Origin of the sequence: Kitasatospora mediocidica KCTC 9733, from assembly GCF_000744225.1 — a bacterium.
GTDB lineage: Bacteria > Actinomycetota > Actinomycetes > Streptomycetales > Streptomycetaceae > Kitasatospora > Kitasatospora mediocidica.
The window spans coordinates 196950-213353 of the sequence record NZ_JQLN01000003.1 but is presented as its reverse complement, the minus strand read 5'-3'; the positions used below and the strand labels follow the sequence as shown (position 1 = coordinate 213353).

At 70.9% G+C, this 16404-nt stretch carries 12 protein-coding genes; 9 read left to right on the top strand and 3 right to left on the bottom strand.

Annotated features, from left to right (window positions below; all coding sequences use genetic code 11):
- Positions 1 to 75: 75 nt before the first annotated feature.
- Positions 76 to 528, bottom strand: a complete 453-nt coding sequence (locus BS80_RS06315; protein ID WP_035794153.1) for a Rieske (2Fe-2S) protein — start codon at positions 526 to 528, stop codon at positions 76 to 78.
- Positions 529 to 631: 103 nt separating this feature from the next.
- Positions 632 to 3538, bottom strand: coding sequence for an excinuclease ABC subunit UvrA (gene uvrA, locus BS80_RS06310; protein WP_035794152.1), 2907 nt, complete (start codon positions 3536 to 3538; stop codon positions 632 to 634).
- 312 nt (positions 3539 to 3850) lie between these two features.
- Here uvrA and BS80_RS06305 point away from each other — a divergent pair, with 312 nt between their 5' ends.
- A complete protein-coding gene (locus tag BS80_RS06305; RefSeq protein ID WP_051966175.1) occupies positions 3851 to 4609 on the top strand; it encodes a maleylpyruvate isomerase family mycothiol-dependent enzyme in 759 nt (252 codons plus the stop codon).
- Between the two features lie 53 nt (positions 4610 to 4662).
- Positions 4663 to 5316 carry an MBL fold metallo-hydrolase gene (locus BS80_RS06300; RefSeq protein ID WP_035794151.1) on the top strand — a complete coding sequence of 218 codons (654 nt, stop codon included), beginning with the start codon at positions 4663 to 4665 and terminating at the stop codon, positions 5314 to 5316.
- Between the two features lie 42 nt (positions 5317 to 5358).
- On the opposite strand, the gene BS80_RS06295 is transcribed toward BS80_RS06300, so the two are convergent.
- Complete coding sequence (locus tag BS80_RS06295; RefSeq protein WP_083974315.1) at positions 5359 to 6972, bottom strand: DUF4153 domain-containing protein; 1614 nt, start codon at positions 6970 to 6972, stop codon at positions 5359 to 5361.
- 582 nt (positions 6973 to 7554) lie between these two features.
- Between BS80_RS06295 and BS80_RS06290 the strand changes: the two genes are divergently transcribed.
- The 7 genes from BS80_RS06290 (at position 7555) to BS80_RS06260 (ending at position 16402) form a co-directional block, all read left to right on the top strand.
- Positions 7555 to 8637, top strand: coding sequence for a LuxR family transcriptional regulator (locus BS80_RS06290; RefSeq protein WP_051966171.1), 1083 nt, complete (start codon positions 7555 to 7557; stop codon positions 8635 to 8637).
- A 270-nt stretch (positions 8638 to 8907) separates the two neighbouring features.
- The gene (locus BS80_RS06285) at positions 8908 to 10197 is read left to right on the top strand and encodes an aminotransferase class I/II-fold pyridoxal phosphate-dependent enzyme (protein WP_051966168.1); all 1290 of its coding nucleotides are present in this window, start codon (positions 8908 to 8910) and stop codon (positions 10195 to 10197) included.
- A 392-nt stretch (positions 10198 to 10589) separates the two neighbouring features.
- Positions 10590 to 11936: a KamA family radical SAM protein gene (locus BS80_RS06280; RefSeq protein ID WP_035794150.1), complete on the top strand. Its 1347-nt coding sequence runs from the start codon at positions 10590 to 10592 to the stop codon at positions 11934 to 11936.
- Between the two features lie 4 nt (positions 11937 to 11940).
- Positions 11941 to 12789 (top strand): N-acyl homoserine lactonase family protein, encoded by an 849-nt coding sequence (locus tag BS80_RS06275; protein ID WP_051966166.1) that lies wholly within the window; start codon positions 11941 to 11943, stop codon positions 12787 to 12789.
- Entirely contained in the window at positions 12786 to 14651 is a 1866-nt protein-coding gene (locus tag BS80_RS06270) for an FAD/NAD(P)-binding protein (protein WP_035794149.1), read from the top strand. Before BS80_RS06275 ends, BS80_RS06270 begins: the two co-directional genes overlap by 4 nt.
- Complete coding sequence (locus BS80_RS06265) at positions 14614 to 15132, top strand: cupin domain-containing protein (protein ID WP_051966164.1); 519 nt, start codon at positions 14614 to 14616, stop codon at positions 15130 to 15132. The genes BS80_RS06270 and BS80_RS06265 overlap by 38 nt, the downstream gene beginning before the upstream one ends.
- Positions 15122 to 16402 carry an MFS transporter gene (locus BS80_RS06260; protein WP_035794148.1) on the top strand — a complete coding sequence of 427 codons (1281 nt, stop codon included), beginning with the start codon at positions 15122 to 15124 and terminating at the stop codon, positions 16400 to 16402. Before BS80_RS06265 ends, BS80_RS06260 begins: the two co-directional genes overlap by 11 nt.
- The last annotated feature ends 2 nt before the right edge of the window (positions 16403 to 16404 follow it).

Below are 16404 nucleotides of genomic sequence, written 5' to 3'. Positions count from 1 at the left end.
TCGGTCCCCCTCGTGCGGCTGTGACACCGCAAACCCTAGCGCTCCGCGTCACCGCCCGGAGGGGACACCCGCAGGTCAGGTGGTGCTGACCTGGAATGCGCCGTTCGTCACGGTGACCTGGTACTCCGGCAGCGGGCTCGGCGCGGGGCCGGCCGCGACGGAGCCGTCGTTGATGTTGAACCGGCTGCCGTGGCACGGGCACTGGATCAGGTTGCTCGCGACCTGGTCCACCAGGCAGCCCGCGTGGGTGCAGGTCGCACTGAAGCCCTTGTACTGCCCGACGGTCGGCTGGGTGACCACGATCTTCTGCTCCCGGTAGACCTTGCCGCCGCCGACCGGCACGTCCGCCACCGCGCCGACCGTGACCGGCCCGGCCTTCGCCGTGGGCTTGGCGTCGGTCGAGGTGGCCGAGCTGGAACAGCCGGCCACGCCGGCGGTGGCACCGCCGGCCGCGAGCACGGCGACGCCGCACAGGAGAGTGCGCCGGGAGGTCGCGGGGGTGGCGGTGCTGTCGGCGGACTCGGTCATCTGGGCACTCCTGGAGGCGGTTCGACTGAGGGTCGCCGCAGTCTAACCAGCCTCCATGAGCCCGGGGGGCGGACTCGCGCCCGCCCCCCGGGGCGCAGCTGCGCTACTTCTTGGCCGTCGCGCGCTTGCGGGCCGCCCGGGGCGCCGGGACGGGCGCCTCGTCGGTCACCCGGTCGCCCAGGATGTCCCGCAGGAACTTGCCGGTGTGGCTGGCGGTGACCGCGGCGATCTCCTCCGGTGTGCCCTCGGCGACCACCATGCCGCCGCCGTTGCCGCCCTCGGGGCCCATGTCGACGACCCAGTCGGCGGTCTTGATCACATCGAGGTTGTGCTCGATGACGATCACCGTGTTGCCCTTGTCGACCAGGCCGGTGAGCACCTTGATCAGCTTGCTGATGTCCTCGAAGTGCAGGCCGGTGGTCGGCTCGTCCAGCACGTAGACGGTCCGCCCGGTGGAACGCTTCTGCAGCTCGGAGGCGAGCTTGACGCGCTGCGCCTCGCCGCCGGAGAGGGTCGGCGCGCTCTGGCCGAGCCGGACGTAGCCGAGGCCGACCTCGTTCAGCGTGCGCAGGTGGCGGGCGATCGCGGGGACGGCCTCGAAGAACTCCAGGCCCTCCTCGATCGGCATGTTGAGCACGTCGGCGATCGACTTGCCCTTGAAGTGCACCTCCAGGGTCTCCCGGTTGTACCGCGCCCCGTGGCAGACCTCGCACGGGACGTAGACGTCGGGCAGGAAGTTCATCTCGATCTTGATCGTGCCGTCGCCCGAACAGTTCTCGCAGCGGCCGCCCTTGACATTGAAGGAGAAGCGGCCCGGCAGGTAGCCGCGCACCTTCGCCTCCACGGTCTCCGCGAAGAGCCGCCGGACGTGGTCGAACACCCCGGTGTAGGTGGCCGGGTTGGAGCGCGGGGTGCGGCCGATCGGCGACTGGTCGACGTGCACCACCTTGTCCACCAGGTCCGTCCCGGTGACCCGGGTGTGCCGGCCGGGCACGCTGCGCGCGCCGTTCAACTCGCGGGCCAGGTGGGTGTAGAGGATGTCGTTGACCAGGGTGGACTTGCCGGAGCCGGAGACGCCGGTGATCGCGGTGAAGACGCCGAGCGGGAACCCGACGGTGACGTCCTGCAGGTTGTGCTCGCGGGCGCCGTGCACCACGATCTGGCGCTTCTTGTCGCGCGGCCGGCGCACGTCCGGGATCGGGATCGCGCGCTTGCCGGAGAGGTACTGGCCGGTCAGCGACTCCTTGTTGCGCAGCAGCTCCTTGAGCGAGCCGGAGTGCACCACCTTGCCGCCGTGCTCGCCGGCGCCCGGGCCGATGTCGACCACCCAGTCGGCCATCTTGATGGTGTCCTCGTCGTGCTCGACGACGATCAGGGTGTTGCCGATGTCCCGCAGCCGGACCAGGGTCTCGATCAACCGGTGGTTGTCGCGCTGGTGCAGGCCGATCGAGGGCTCGTCCAGCACGTAGAGCACGCCGACCAGGCCGGAGCCGATCTGGGTGGCGAGGCGGATCCGCTGGGCCTCGCCACCGGAGAGGGTGCCGGCCGCGCGGTTGAGCGAGAGGTAGTCCAGGCCGACGTCGACCAGGAACCGCAGCCGCTCGTTGACCTCCTTGAGCACTCGCTCGGCGATCTGCTTGTCGCGCGCCTTGAGCTTCATCGCGCCCAGGAAGTCGGCGCAGTCGCTGATCGACATCGCCGCGACCTCGGCGATCGACCTGCCCTGCACGGTGACCGCGAGCACCACCGGCTTGAGCCGGGTGCCCTGGCAGGCCGGGCAGGGCACCTCGCGCATGTAGCCCTCGAAGCGCTCGCGGCTGCTGTCCGTCTCCGCCTCGGTGTGCCGGCGCTGGACGAACGGGATCACGCCCTCGAACCCGGTGACGTACGAACGCTCGCGCCCGTAGCGGTTGTTGTAGCGCACCTCGACCTGGGCCTTGTGGCCGTAGAGCAGCGCCTTCTTGGCCCGGGCGGGCAGCCCGGCCCAGGGGATGTCGGTGCGGAAGCCCAACTCGGCGGAGAGCGCGGTGATCAGCCGGCCGAAGTACTCCCGCATGTGGCCGCCGGACCAGGGGTGGATGGCACCCTCGTCCAGCGACTTCTGCTCGTCGGGGACGACCAGCTCCGGGTCCACCTCCATCCGCGCGCCCAGGCCGCTGCACTCGGGGCAGGCGCCGAACGGCGAGTTGAAGGAGAACGAGCGCGGCTCCAGCTCCTCGAACGACACGTCGTCGTAGGGGCAGTAGAGATGCTCGGAGAACATCCGCTCGCGCTCGGGGTCGTCGTCCGGGAGGTCGACGAAGTCCAGCACGACCATGCCGCCGGCCAGCTTGAGGGCCGTCTCGACCGAGTCGGTCAGCCGGCGCTTGGCGCTCTCCTTGACCGTGAGGCGGTCGATGACCACCTCGATGGTGTGCTTCTCCTGCTTCTTGAGCTTGGGCGGCTCGGTCAGCTGGATCGTCTCGCCGTCCACCCGGGCGCGGGCGTACCCCTTGGACTGGAGGTCGGCGAAGAGCTCGACGAACTCGCCCTTGCGCTCGCGCACCACCGGGCTGAGCACCTGGAAGCGGGTGCCCTCGGCGAGTTCGAGCACCCGGTCCACGATGGCCTGCGGCGACTGCCGGGCGATCGGGCGCGCGCAGTGCGGGCAGTGCGGCTCACCGATCCGGGCGAAGAGCAGCCGGAGGTAGTCGTACACCTCGGTGATCGTGCCGACCGTGGAACGCGGGTTGCGGTTGGTGGACTTCTGGTCGATCGAGACGGCCGGGGAGAGGCCCTCGATGAAGTCGACGTCGGGCTTGTCCATCTGACCCAGGAACTGCCGGGCGTAGGAGGACAGCGACTCGACGTAACGGCGCTGGCCCTCGGCGAAGATCGTGTCGAAGGCCAACGAGGACTTGCCGGACCCCGACAGCCCCGTGAAGACGATGAGGGAGTCCCGGGGCAGGTCGAGCGAGACGTTCTTGAGGTTGTGCTCGCGAGCACCGCGGACGATGAGGCGGTCGGCCACTGCTACTGGCGCCTTTCTCCGGGAATGGGCTGCTGGGAGGGTAACGAGCGAGATGGGGGGTTTTCTTCCGGCTTCTGCCAGCTCCTCCGGCTTCGACGACCAGCGTATAGCTCAGACGTTCGATTATCGAGCTTGTCCAGCCGGAACCACCTGAACGAGTGAAGCCCCACTCTGCGGCCCCGTCCGGTCCACCGCGAAACGCCCTGTTCAGCGCCACGATCGGCGATAGCCTCGCCCTGAGAGCTTGAACCCCAAGTGTCCAACGAGCACGAGCCGTGCAGGCAACGCTCCCGCCACCGGAGGCCCCCAGAGATGACCGACCTGCGAGCCGATGCGGCCTTCGCCGCCCGCACCCTGCGCAGCGTGGCCGAGAGCACCGACCAGCTGCTGCGCACCGCCGCCGCACTGGCGCCCGAGAGCCTGGCGGCCCCCTGCGCGCTGCCCGGCTGGACCCGCGGCCACCTGCTGGCCCACCTCTCCCGCAACGCGGACTCGCTGGTCAACCTGTTGGAGAGCGCCCGCACCGGCCGCGACATCCCGCAGTACGCGAGCCCCGACGCCCGCGAGGAGGGCATCGAACAGGGTGCCGGGCGCCCGCTCGCCGAGCAGCTGGAGGACCTGCACAGCTCCGCCGACCGGCTGGCCGCGGCGGCGGCCACGCTGCCCGAGGAGGCCTGGTCGGTGCAGCTGAAGCACCGGCACGGCTACCTCTTCCCCGCCGCGGAGCTGCCCTGGAAGCGGCTGGAGGAGCTCGAGTACCACCACGTCGACCTGGACGCCGGCTACACCCCCGCGCACTGGTCCGCCGAGTTCGCCGCCACCGAGTTCGGCAAGCTGACCACCGCCTTCGCCGACCGCGGCCTGCCGGCGCTCCAGCTGGTCTGCGACGACACCGCCGACCGCGCCCGGCTCGGCGAGGGCGGGCCGCAGCTGGTCGTCGAGGGCCCGGTGCGCGCGCTGACCGCCTGGCTCTCCGGCCGCTCGGACGGCGACGGGCTCCAGGTGCACCGCGACGGCGTCCAGCTCACCGACCCCCGCACCGCCCTGCCGGAGCTCCCCGCGATGAGCTGAGAGGCCACCATGGGTACAGCGACCGGAGTCACGACACCGAAGGAGCCAGTCCCTTGAGTTACCACGGAGCGGTCAAGGTCGGCGGCCCGCCGGACGTCCGCGAACTCGCGCACCTGATCATCACCAAGGTCGCGGTCGGCCCGTTCGACAACAACGCCTACCTGCTGCGCTGCCGGGCCACCGACGAGCAGCTGTTGATCGACGCGGCCGCCGACGCCCCGGCCCTGCTGGAGACGGTCGGCCCCGAGCTGGCCACGGTGGTCACCACGCACCGCCACCACGACCACTGGGACGCGCTGGCCGCGGTGGTGGCCGCCACCGGCGCCCGGACCGCGGCCGGCCGCTTCGACGCGGAGGGCATCGACGTCCCCACCGACCTGCTGCTCTCCGACGGCGACACCCTGCGGGTCGGCGCGGTCGAGCTGACGGTCCGCCACCTGGTGGGCCACACCCCGGGCGCGATCGTGCTGGTCTACGACGACCCGGAGGGCCACCCGCACGTCTTCACCGGCGACTGCCTCTTCCCCGGCGGCGTCGGCAACACCTTCCAGGACCCGCAGGCCTTCCAGAGCCTCTACCGGGACGTCACCACGAAGATCTTCGACGCCCTCCCGGACGAGTCCTGGGTCTACCCCGGCCACGGGAAGGACACCACCCTCGGCGCCGAACGCCCCGAGCTCGGCGCCTGGTTGGCCCGCGGCTGGTAGTCGCGCCCGGGCCGCCCGCATCCCGGGCGGCCCGGGATCCTGCTACGGCTGGCCGAGCCGCGCGCACTCCCAGTCGGCATCCGGACCGACCGGGTGGTCACGCAGGATCTGCCGGGCCCGGCTCGCGGCGAGACTGGTGGCGTACCAGGGCGACGTCCGGTTCCCGAGGTCCCGGTCGATCACGAGGAGCGTGCAGTCCCGGTAGCTGTCGGGCAACCGCTGCAAGGCCGGTACGGCGTCCGCCGACAGCCCCTGGAGGTACGCGACGTCCAGGTGCCCGGTCTTCTGGAAGTGCGCGACGTTCTGCTCGGCGATCAGCCGGTCCGGCCCGACCAGGCCGAACGCACCCACCGCGACGGCGGCGCTCAGCATCACGGCCCGCGGCAGCCAGCGCTGCGAGGTCAGCACTCCCCCGACGATCACCAGCAGGAAGACCACGCCCAGCCACAGTTCCAGCGCCGCCACCGAGAGCCGCAGCCGGGTGAGGCCGAAGTTGTCCATGTAGCGCAGCATCCGGTACAGCGCCGAGGCGACCACGCCGAGCGTCAGCGTGCCGAGCAGGCCGAGCAGGCCCTTCACCAGCAGTCGGTCGCCGGCGGTGGCCCGGGGAGCCCAGCGCCGGGCCAGAGCGACCACGCCCAGGGTGAGCACGGTGACCCAGAGCAGCTGCCAGAAGCCCTGCCGCGCGTACTCGGCCGGCAGGATGCCAGGCTTGCTCATGACCGCCTCGTAGCCGCCGAACAGCACCAGCACCTGCTCCACGACGAACACACCGAAGAGCAGGTTCAGCGCGGCCAGCGGCACCGCCCACTCCAGCCGGCCGCGCGGGCGCCCGGCCTTGACCGGGAAGCGGTCCCAGCGCCTCGGCGCGGCGACCGCGTGAGCGGCGGCGAGTGCCACCAGCAGGCCGAGCAGGAACGTCAGCCCCCGCAGCGGCAGGTCGGAGAGATCCGCACTCGGCAGCAGGCCGCCCAGCAGCGACGCCATTCCCGAGTCCGCGCTGGCGAACAGGCCGCCGAAGACCACCAGGAGCCCCACCGCGACCGCCGAGGCCTTGAGCAACGACACCACCCTGGCGCGAGCCGGGTACTGACGCCCGAGCAGCCCCGACACCACCCAGCGCGGAGCGGCCACCAGGTGGCCCCAGATGCCGAGCGAGCCCAGCAGCACACCCGTCCACCGGGCGCCGCCGTGCAGCGCGAGCGAACCGAGGGCGACCGCCATGACGACCGCCAGGCAGGTCGGCCAACCGGCGTCCGAGAGCGCGGGCACAGCCAGCAGCACGATCGTCAGCCCCGCCCAGAGCAGGGTCCACGGCCGCACCCGCCGACCGGTCTGACGTACCGCCAGTCCCGCGACCACCGCCGCCGCCAGAGCGCAGAGCAACAGGTTCACCCCGATCCCGTCCGACAGCACGGCCGCCGACAGCAGTCCGGCGGCGAGCCCCGCGGCCGGCACCCGGAGCGCGGGCGCCGCGGGCTTCGGCGGCTCGGTGGCCTGCTCCCAGAGCGGCTTCGGCGCCGGCCGAGGACCCCAGGCCGGCTGGCCGGGCACCCGGAACGGGTCACCCGCCGTCGGCCGCGACGGCCCGGGCTGCGGCCCCGGCCCTGGCTGCGGCTGCGGCTTCGGCGTGGCAGCCGTGGACGGATCGGACATGAGTCCCCCTCAGAGATCGGAGAGCGCGCGGCTCACCCGTACGGGGATCGCGGCGTCACCGGGACTGTAGGGGGTGATCAACTCTTTTGAACAGGTTCAAAACCCGCTCGGGACGTCAGCGTCACAGACCTGTGACACTCCACGCCCGCAACGCGACCCCGACCACGACCCCGACCACGGCTTCGATCGCGTCCTCCGGTCGGACACGAAGCAGCCGACGACCTCCACAACTCTCAGAGACGCAGGTCACGACTGCATTCCAGGGGAACCGACGAATCCGGAACTGTTCGCTTTCTCACTTCGTGAGACATCAGCCTGGACACTGTGCTCCGCATACGCCTAGCGTGGTGCCGTTCAAGGGTGATAAAGAAGCCGATCATCTTCATTCTCCCCTTGCGCCGAATACCGAACAGACGGTCGATCGAGCGGCTCGTATTCGATGGCGAATATCTACCGCCGGGTCGATTTTCCGACAGACGGCACCACCATCTCCCGACATGTCCGAAACAGCGCGGTACGCCCAGATTTTTGACGCGTTCCTGACCTTTTCGCGCTCCGATGGAGAGAGGAGACCCCAGTTCAATGCCGACGGGGGCCAGCACGACGACAGACCAGGACACCGCACCACCGGGGGACGACCAGCCGCCGCCACCCTCCCTCACCGCCGCCCTCTACGAGCAGGCGACCGCACGGGAGAGCATCTCCTTGGAGGAACTCCTCACCGCCGCCGGCGCCCCGGCCGAGGAGGCCCACGCGGCCGTCCGCCGGCTGGAGCGGCTCAGGCTGCTGCGCAGCAGGCCCGGAGAGCCGGGGCACTTCGTCCCGGTGGCCCCGGCCACCGCCAGCGCGCAGGTCCTGTTGCCGGCGATCCGCGAACTGCGCGACCAGCAGGCCATGATCAACCAGATGTGCGCGGAACTGTCCGACCTGCTCCCGGTGTACGAGCGAAGCGCCCTCAAACGCTCCCGGGAAGAACTCCTGCACCGCCTCGACGACGTCGACGCCGTGCGCCTGGCCATATCGGAACTCTCGGCCCGCGCCACCCGGGAGATCCTCACCTCCCAGCCCGGCGGACCACGCCCGGAACACGTTCTGCGGGAATCGCGGGATCGCACCGTCCAGGTCCTGGAACGCGGCGTCCCGATGCGCACGCTCTACCAGTACTCGGCGCAGTTCCACCAGCCGACCGCCGACCATGTCGCACTGCTCGTCGAACTCGGCGCCGACGTACGCGTCGTGAACGACGCCTTCATGCGGCTCATCGTCTTCGACCGGGAAGTCGCCATCATCGAGATGGTCGACAACGACCAGGGCGCACTGCTCGTACGCGATATGAACATCATCCACTTTGTGGTGCGGGCTTTCGAACGCGCCTGGGACCGGGCGCTGCAGTTCCCGCTCGCCCACGAACGCGGGCAGGTCCTGCAGGCCTCCGAGGAGATGAAGACCGCGATCGTGCGGCTCCTGGTGGAGGGGTACGACGACCGGGTGATCGCCAAACGCCTCGGCATCTCGCTGCGGACGTTCCAGCGCCACCTGTCCGAGGTGCTGCGCCGGATCGGCGCGCACAGCCGGGTCCACGCCGGCTATCTCATCCGCGAACTCGGCATGCTGGACGGCACGGGCGGACCGGCCGAACACTCCGTCAGGACGGCCGATGAGTGAGACGGCTTTGAGGCGCCCGCAACCTCCTGTTAGCTTCACAGCCGTGCCAAGTCCCGTTCTGCTGACCAGACGCAGCCACGCCGCTCCGCCGGCGACCGCCGCGTTCAAGCGTCGCCGGGACTCCTGATCGCACTCAGCCCGCAGCGTGAGCCCGGCCCCCGGGACCTCGGACCCCGGGCCGGGCTCACGCCGTGCCGGCTCGATCGCGGCCGACGCCGCTGTGGCGCCCGCCGCGGCCGATCCCTGCCGCACCGTCGAGAGAAAGTCCCCATGACCACGACCCCGCATGTGAACGCCGACGCCGACACGCTGGCCGCACGCCTGGAGGAAGCCCGGCGCGACTACGCCGACCTCCTCGGCAAGGGCCTGTCGCTGGACCTGTCGCGAGGCAAGCCGTCCCTGCGACAGCTCGACCTCTCGGCCGAGTTGCTCAGGCTCCCCGGTGACCGGTACACCGCCGCCGACGGCACCGACTGCCGCAACTACGGCGCCCCGAACGGGCTGCTCGAACTGCGGGAGATCTTCGCCGAGTTCCTCCAGGTGCCGGTCGACCAGCTGCTGGCCGCCGGCAACTCCAGCCTGGAGCTGATGCACGACTGCCTGATCTACGCCCTGATCGGCAAGCTCCCCGGCGCGACCCGCCGTTGGGCGGACGAGGAGCGCGTCGCACTGCTGTGCCCCACCCCCGGCTACGACCGGCACTTCGAGCTGTGCGAGCGGCTCGGCATCGAGATGATCCCGGTCCCGCTCACGGCCGAGGGCCCCGACCTGGACCTGGTGGAGAGCCTGGTGGCCGCCGACCCCGGGATCAAGGGCATCTGGTGCATGCCCAAGTACAGCAACCCCGACGGCACCTGCTACAGCGACGAGACCGTGCGCCGGCTCGCCGCCATGCCGACCGCGGCCCCGGACTTCCGCATCCTGTGGGACGACGCCTACGCGGTGCACCACCTGACCGACGAGGAGGTCACGGTCCCGGACGTCCTGGCCGCCTGTGCCGAGGCCGGCAACCCCGACCGGGCCTTCGTCTTCGGCTCCACCTCGAAGATCACCTTCGCCGGTTCGGGCGTCGCCTTCTTCGGCTCCTCCCCCGCCAACGTGGCCTGGCTGCGCAGCTACAGCGGCAAGCGCTCGATCGGCCCCGACAAGGTCAACCAGCTGCGGCACGCCCTGTTCCTCAAGGACGCCGACGGCCTGCGCGAGCACATGCGCCGCCACCGCGCCCTGCTGCGCCCCAAGTTCGACGCCGTCCTGCGGATCTTCGACGAGGAGCTCCGGGAGACCGGCCTGGCGACCTGGTCCACGCCCAAGGGCGGCTACTTCGTCGCCCTGAACGTCCCGGACGGCTGCGCCCGCGAGGTCGTCCGCCGGGCCGCCGAGGCGGGGCTGGTGCTGACACCCGCGGGCGCCACCCACCCCTACCGCGAGGACCCGCAGGACAACGTCATCCGGATCGGCCCCAGCTACCCCGAGCTGGCGGAGGTCGAGCAGATCATCAGCGGAGTGGCCGTCTGCGTGCGGCTGGTCGGCTACGAGAAGCTGGCCGCCGAGCAGAACTGACGCCCCGCCGGGGGTACGTACGCAGCACAGTGATGAGGCCGGGCACCCGCCCGGCCTCATCGCGTTTCCCCGGGCGGGAGGAAGTACGCGTGCAAAGTACCCTCCCGCCCCCGTTGTCCGTTTTGCCGCCTGACGGGATCGCGACAGTCACACCTCCGAGCATTCGAATCCGTGACAAGCGACCGCCGCTTGTAGAAGATTATGACTACGCCCGACGGCGCGAACAGCCCGTCCATTCCACCAGCGAGTGAGGACCGAACAGACCGTGCGCGAGATCGGAATCCGATTAACCCCCGTCGCATTTACCGTGCCTGACGGAACCGCCGACGACCTCGGCTGGGGCTGACCCCACCCTCCCTGTCCGCCGAATCGGAACAGAAAGGAAAAGGGCCTTGACCGTCACCAAGTTCACGCCCTACACCAACAAAACCGTCCAACGCGCGCCGCAGTGGGCGCGAATACCCCAGGAACTGCGCGAGGCCGTCGAGGTGGTCTCCCAGGTGCTGCCGTTCCGCACCAACCAGTACGTCCTGGACGAGCTGATCAACTGGGACGCCATCCCGGACGACCCGATCTTCCGGCTGAACTTCCCGCACCGGGAGATGCTCGCCGACGAGGACTACGTCGCCCTGCGCGACACCCTCGCGGCCGGCGACAAGGGCGAGACCCAACTCCTGGTCGGCAAGCTCCGCGAGCGCATGAACCCGCACCCGGCCGGCCAACAGACCCACAACGTGCCGGAGCTGGACGGCGAGGAGGTGCCCGGGATCCAGCACAAGTACGCCGAGACGGTGCTGTTCTTCCCGAAGGCCGGCCAGACCTGCCACGCGTACTGCACGTTCTGCTTCCGGTGGCCGCAGTTCGTCGGCGACGACGAGCTGGCCTTCGCGGCCAAGGACGCCCAGGGCCTGACCGCCTACCTGCGCCGGCACCACGAGGTCACCGACGTCCTGATCACCGGCGGCGACCCGCTGATCATGCGGACGAACACCCTCGCCCGGTACATCGAGCCGCTGCTCACACCGGAGTTCGAGCACATCCAGAACATCCGGATCGGCACGAAGTCGGTCGCCTACTGGCCGCAGCGGTTCACCACCGACCGGGACGCCGACGAACTGCTGCGCCTCTTCGAGCGCGTCGTGGCCGCCGGAAAGCACCTCGCGATCATGGGCCACTACAACCACCCGGCCGAGATCCGTCCCGACCTCGCGCAGGACGCGTTGCGGCGCATCATCGCCACCGGCGCGAACGTGCGGCTCCAGTCGCCCGTGCTGCGGCACATCAACGACGACCCGGCCGCCTGGCGCGAGTTGTGGACGACCGGCGTGCGGCTCGGCGCCATCCCGTACTACATGTTCGTGGAGCGCGACACGGGCGCCCGCTCGTACTTCGAACTGCCTCTGGTCAGAGCGTACGAAATCTTCCGCGACGCGTACCGGTCGGTCTCCGGCCTGTCCCGCACCGTGCGTGGTCCGTCGATGAGCGCATTCCCCGGAAAGGTCCTCATCGACGGCGTCCCGGAAATCCACGGCGAAAAGGTCTTCGCCCTGCAATTCCTCCAGGGCCGCGACGGCGACTGGACGCGGCGCCCGTTCTACGCCAAGTACGACCCGCAGGCGACCTGGTTCGACCAGCTGGTTCCGGCATTCGGCGAGAAGCGGTTCTTCTTCGAGAACCGGCTGCCGGTACCGGACCTGGACTGGACGGCTCCCGACTCCCCCGGCCTGGTGGTGGTGTGACCCCATGAGCGAGACGACACCGACGTACGAGGTCCTCGCGCTGCGATTCGGCACGCAGACGGACCGGCTCGCCCGCGAGAACTTCCTGTTCGACGACGGCGGTTGCGCGGCCGACGCCGTCCTGGGATTCGACTTCTACATCTGGGTGATCCGGGGCGATGACCGGGTGATCGTGGTGGACACCGGATTCGCCGCCGACGTGGGCGACCGGCGCGGCCGCCGCCAACTCCACTCGCCCCTCGACGGGCTGCGCGACCTCGGGATCGACCCGGCACAGGTCGCCGACGTGCTGCTGACTCATATGCACTGGGACCACGCCGGCAACCTCGACGGCTTCCCGTCCGCCCGGATCCACCTCCAGGAGGCCGAGCTCGGCTTCTGCACCGGCCGCGCGATGCGGCATGCGGCGACCAGCCGCCCGTTCGAACCGCTCGACGTCAAGACCGCGGTCCAGAAGCTCTTCGACGGCCGGCTCCAGCTGCACCGGGGCCCGGCCGAGATCGCGCCCGGCGTGGAGGTGCACCCGGCCGTGGGCCACACCCCGGGTCTCCAGGTCGTGCGCGTGCACACCCGGCGCGGCTGGGTGGTGCTGGCCAGCGACTCGTCCCACCTCTGGGCCAACATCCGCCGGCGCAGCCCGTTCCCGATCCTCGACCACCTCAGCTCGATGGTGGAGGCGTACGAGATCGTCGAGGGCCTCGCCGACGGCGACGACCACGTCATCCCCGGCCACGATCCCCAAGTCGCGCTCAGGTTCCCTCCGTTGGCGAGTGCGCCGCGCTGGGTGCAGCTGCACGAGAGCCCGACGGCGGCCTACGACGAGGCCGCCGAGCTCGCCGGGGCCGCCCGATGACCACCGTCAACGTCACGATCATCGGGATGGGGCCGCGCGGCCTGAGCATCCTGCAGCGCATCGCGGAGCTGTCCCGGGAGCTTCCTCCCGGCCTCGCCATGGACGTGCACCTCGTCGACCCCGGTGACAGCGGCCAGGGCGTGCACTCCTCCCGGCAGCCCGCGCACCTGCTGACCAACACCGTCGCCAGCCAGGTCACGATGTTCGCCGGCGACGCCGGGCCCTCGTTCACCGAGTGGGCCCAGGAGGCGGGTTACCGCCGGTTCGCCAACGCCTACTACCGCACCGGCGACGGCTCCGGCGAGGCCGTCGGCCCGCACGACTACCTGCCGCGCAGCCTGCTCGGCGAGTACCTGAGCTGGGTGTTCGACCGCACGGTCCGCTCGCTGCCGCCCCGGGTGCGGGTCGTGCACCACCGGGCCCGCGCGCTCGACATGGAGCAGCTCTCCGGCTCGCGCTTCGCGGTGCGCGTCGAGGACGGCTTCGAGATCCGCAGCGACTTCGTCTTCCTCGCCACCGGGCACGGCGCCCGCACCCCGAGCGAGGACGACACCGTGTTCGAGGAGTTCGTGCGGGAGAACGCCGTCCGCAACGACCACCTCGGGTACTACGCCAACCCCTATCCGGTCGACCGGCTGCAACGCATCGCCCCCGGCGCCGCGGTGGCCGTCCAGGGCTTCGGACTGACCGCGCACGACGTGGTCGCCGCCCTGACCGTCGGCCGCGGCGGCCGGTTCGAGGGGACCGACGCGGACCTGCGCTACGTCCCCTCCGGCCGGGAGCCGAGCATCCAGCTGTTCTCACGGCAGTGCCTGCCGCTGAGCGCGCGCGGGGTGAACCAGAAGGGCGTCGCGGGCCAGTACGTGCCGAGCTTCTTCACCCCCGACGCGGTGCGGGCCCTGCGCGAGCGGGCCAGGCAGTCCCGTGGGGACGCCCGGCTCGAATTCGAGGCGGAGGCCCTGCCCCTGCTGCTGCGCGAGATGGGCTACGCATACCGCACGGTCCGCGAGCAGCGTCACATCCCGGCGCAGGACTACGAGTTCGGCCCGGAGGACCGGGCCGCGATCGAGGCCGTCGTCGACCCGCTGCGGGGGCGGACGTTCACCGACCTGGACGACTTCCGGCGGTTCTTCGTCGACTTCGTCACGGCCGACCTCGAAGAGGCCGAACTGGGCAACATGACCAGCCCGGTGAAGGCCGCCACCGACGTGGTGCGCGACGTCCGGCAGAGCCTGCGGGACGCGGTCGAGTTCGCGGGGCTGACGCCCGAGTCGCACCGGGTCTTCAACGCCGGCTTCGTGCCGCTGATGAACCGCATCGCGTTCGGCCCGCCCCGGCAGCGCAACTACGAACTCCTGGCCCTGATCGCCGCGGGCGTCGTCGACCTGGCCGGCGGACCCGGCTGCCGTCTGACCACCGACCCGCAGGCGGCACGGTTCGCGATCGCGAGCGACTTCGCCGGCGGCACCACCGTCCGCCACGTCGACGCGCTGGTCATCGCCCGCCTGGACCTGTTCCACCCCGAGAGCGACAGCTCGCCGCTGGCCGCCAACCTGCTGGCACGCGGACTCGTCCGCCCGTTCGCCAACGGCCCCTACAAGCCGGGCGGGCTGGACGTCGACGACGAAGGCCGGCTCCTGACGAAGGCGGGGACAGCACTGCCCAACGCCTACGCCGTCGGCTACCCGGTCGAGGGTCCCCGCTACTACACCTACTACCTGCCCCGAGCCGGCATGCGCTCCCGGTTCACCGACGACGCCGAGGCCTGCGTCCGCGCCATGTGGGCGCGACTCCAGCAGACGGCACCCATCGAGGAGGATCTCCATGCCGATCCAGAGCGGAAGCCGGTTTCCGTATCCTGACTTCAAGAAGCGCTACGACACCGAGCGGCAGGAGCCGGTGGTGTGGCGCTGGGCGGAACTCGCCCAGGACCTGGGCAGCGCCGACCATCCCGAGCGCGGCACGCTCGCGCTGTCCCTGCCGGACGGCAGCGCCGAGATCGTCCGCGACACCGCGGTCGCCTACCAGGTCGTCCCCGCCGAGGGCCGCACCACGGCTCACGCGCACTCCTGGTACCACCTGTTCGTCGTGCGGTCCGGGACCGGCACGGTGGTCTTCGAGCCGGCCGGCGAACGCACCGAGCTGAACCCCGGCGACATCATGCTCGTGCCGGCCTGGTCGCTGCACCGCTTCGAGAACCCCGGCGCCCAGGGCGACCTGGTCCTGCTGAACCTGATGAACATCCCGTTGCTCTCGCAGCTCGGGAACCTCTTCTCGGAGCAGGGCGCGGACCAGCTCCCGGATCAGCTCCCGGACCGGGGGGAGAGCGCGCGTGCCGCCTGAGACCAGCGCGACGGCGACGGCGGCACCGCAGCAGAGCGCCCCCGCCGAGGCCACCGCCCCGCAGGCCGCCGCCTACCGCTGGGTCGTCCTCGCCGTCGCTGTCACCGCCCTGACCACCGGATCGGTGGTGTACTCGGGCGTCAGCGTCCTGATCCCGCTCTGGAAGCAGGCCTACCACCTCTCCCCGGCCACCGCCGCCCTCGCCGCGTCGGCGATCCAGGCCGGACCGATCGCCTCCATGCTCGTCCTGGGCTGGGCCATCGACCGGTACGGAGAGCGCTGGGTCGTCTCGCTGACGATGATCGCCATGGGCTGCACGGCGTTCACCGTCGCGGCGATCGGCCCGAACTACCCGGTCCTGTTGCTGTTCATCGTGCTGATGGGCGCGTTCTACGGCGCGATCCTGCCCGGTGGGCAGCGGGCCATCACCCGTTGGTTCGCACCTGAGCAGCAGGGCATGGCCACCGGGATCCGGCAGAGCGGACTGCCGATCGGTGCCTCGATCGCGGCCGCCGTGCTGCCGGCCCTGGCGCTGCGGAGCGACTGGACGGCGGCGGTCGCGCTACAGGGCGGCGTCGCCGTCGTGGGCGGCGTGGTCTTCGGGGCGCTCTACCGCGAGGGCGGCAACGCCGCCGGGGCGAGGAAGGCACCGGTGCGGATCCACCGGCTGGCCGTGGGTCTCGTCCGCGACCGGGTCGTCAGGTCGCTGCTGATCGGCGGGCTGGCCCTGGCCGCGCTGCAGTACACCTTCTCGGCCCAGATCCTGATCTTCCTCAACGACCAGCTGAAGATCCCGATCGTCACCGCCGGGTACCTGTTCGCCGTCGCTCAGGGCGCCGGGATCCTGGGCCGGATCGGCCTGGCCTGGATCAGCGACCACTTCTGGCCCGGCCGTCGGATGCGCTCGCTCCAGTGGATGCTGCTCGTCAGCGCGGTCCCGCTGGCCGGGCTCACCCTGCTGACGCCGGGGTCACCGCGCTGGATCGTGCTGGCCCTGTGCACGGTCCTGGGCCTGCTGAGCGTCGGCTGGTACCCGCTCTATCTCGTCCAGGTGGCCGACGTGGCCCCGCAGGCCGCCGTGGCGTCGACCATCAGCTTCGCGATCACCCTGAACCAGATCATCGCCGCGGCGATGCCCCCGCTGTTCGGCCTGCTCGTCGGCTGGAGCGGCTACCCGGTCAGCTGGTCGCTGCTGGTGGCCGTCCTGATCCTGACCGCCCTCCAGCTGGGCCGCACCCGGGCGGCGGCCACACCGGCCACCGCGCACTGACA

Bases quoted from the DNA above. Each gene is read 5' to 3' on its own strand.
- BS80_RS06315 (WP_035794153.1), bottom strand. From the start codon at position 528: ATGACCGAGTCCGCCGACAGCACCGCCACCCCCGCGACCTCCCGGCGC.
- BS80_RS06305 (WP_051966175.1), top strand. From the start codon at position 3,851: ATGACCGACCTGCGAGCCGATGCGGCCTTCGCCGCCCGCACCCTGCGC.
- BS80_RS06295 (WP_083974315.1), bottom strand. From the start codon at position 6,972: ATGTCCGATCCGTCCACGGCTGCCACGCCGAAGCCGCAGCCGCAGCCA.
- BS80_RS06290 (WP_051966171.1), top strand. From the start codon at position 7,555: ATGCCGACGGGGGCCAGCACGACGACAGACCAGGACACCGCACCACCG.
- BS80_RS06285 (WP_051966168.1), top strand. From the start codon at position 8,908: ATGACCACGACCCCGCATGTGAACGCCGACGCCGACACGCTGGCCGCA.
- BS80_RS06275 (WP_051966166.1), top strand. From the start codon at position 11,941: ATGAGCGAGACGACACCGACGTACGAGGTCCTCGCGCTGCGATTCGGC.
- BS80_RS06270 (WP_035794149.1), top strand. From the start codon at position 12,786: ATGACCACCGTCAACGTCACGATCATCGGGATGGGGCCGCGCGGCCTG.
- BS80_RS06265 (WP_051966164.1), top strand. From the start codon at position 14,614: ATGCCGATCCAGAGCGGAAGCCGGTTTCCGTATCCTGACTTCAAGAAG.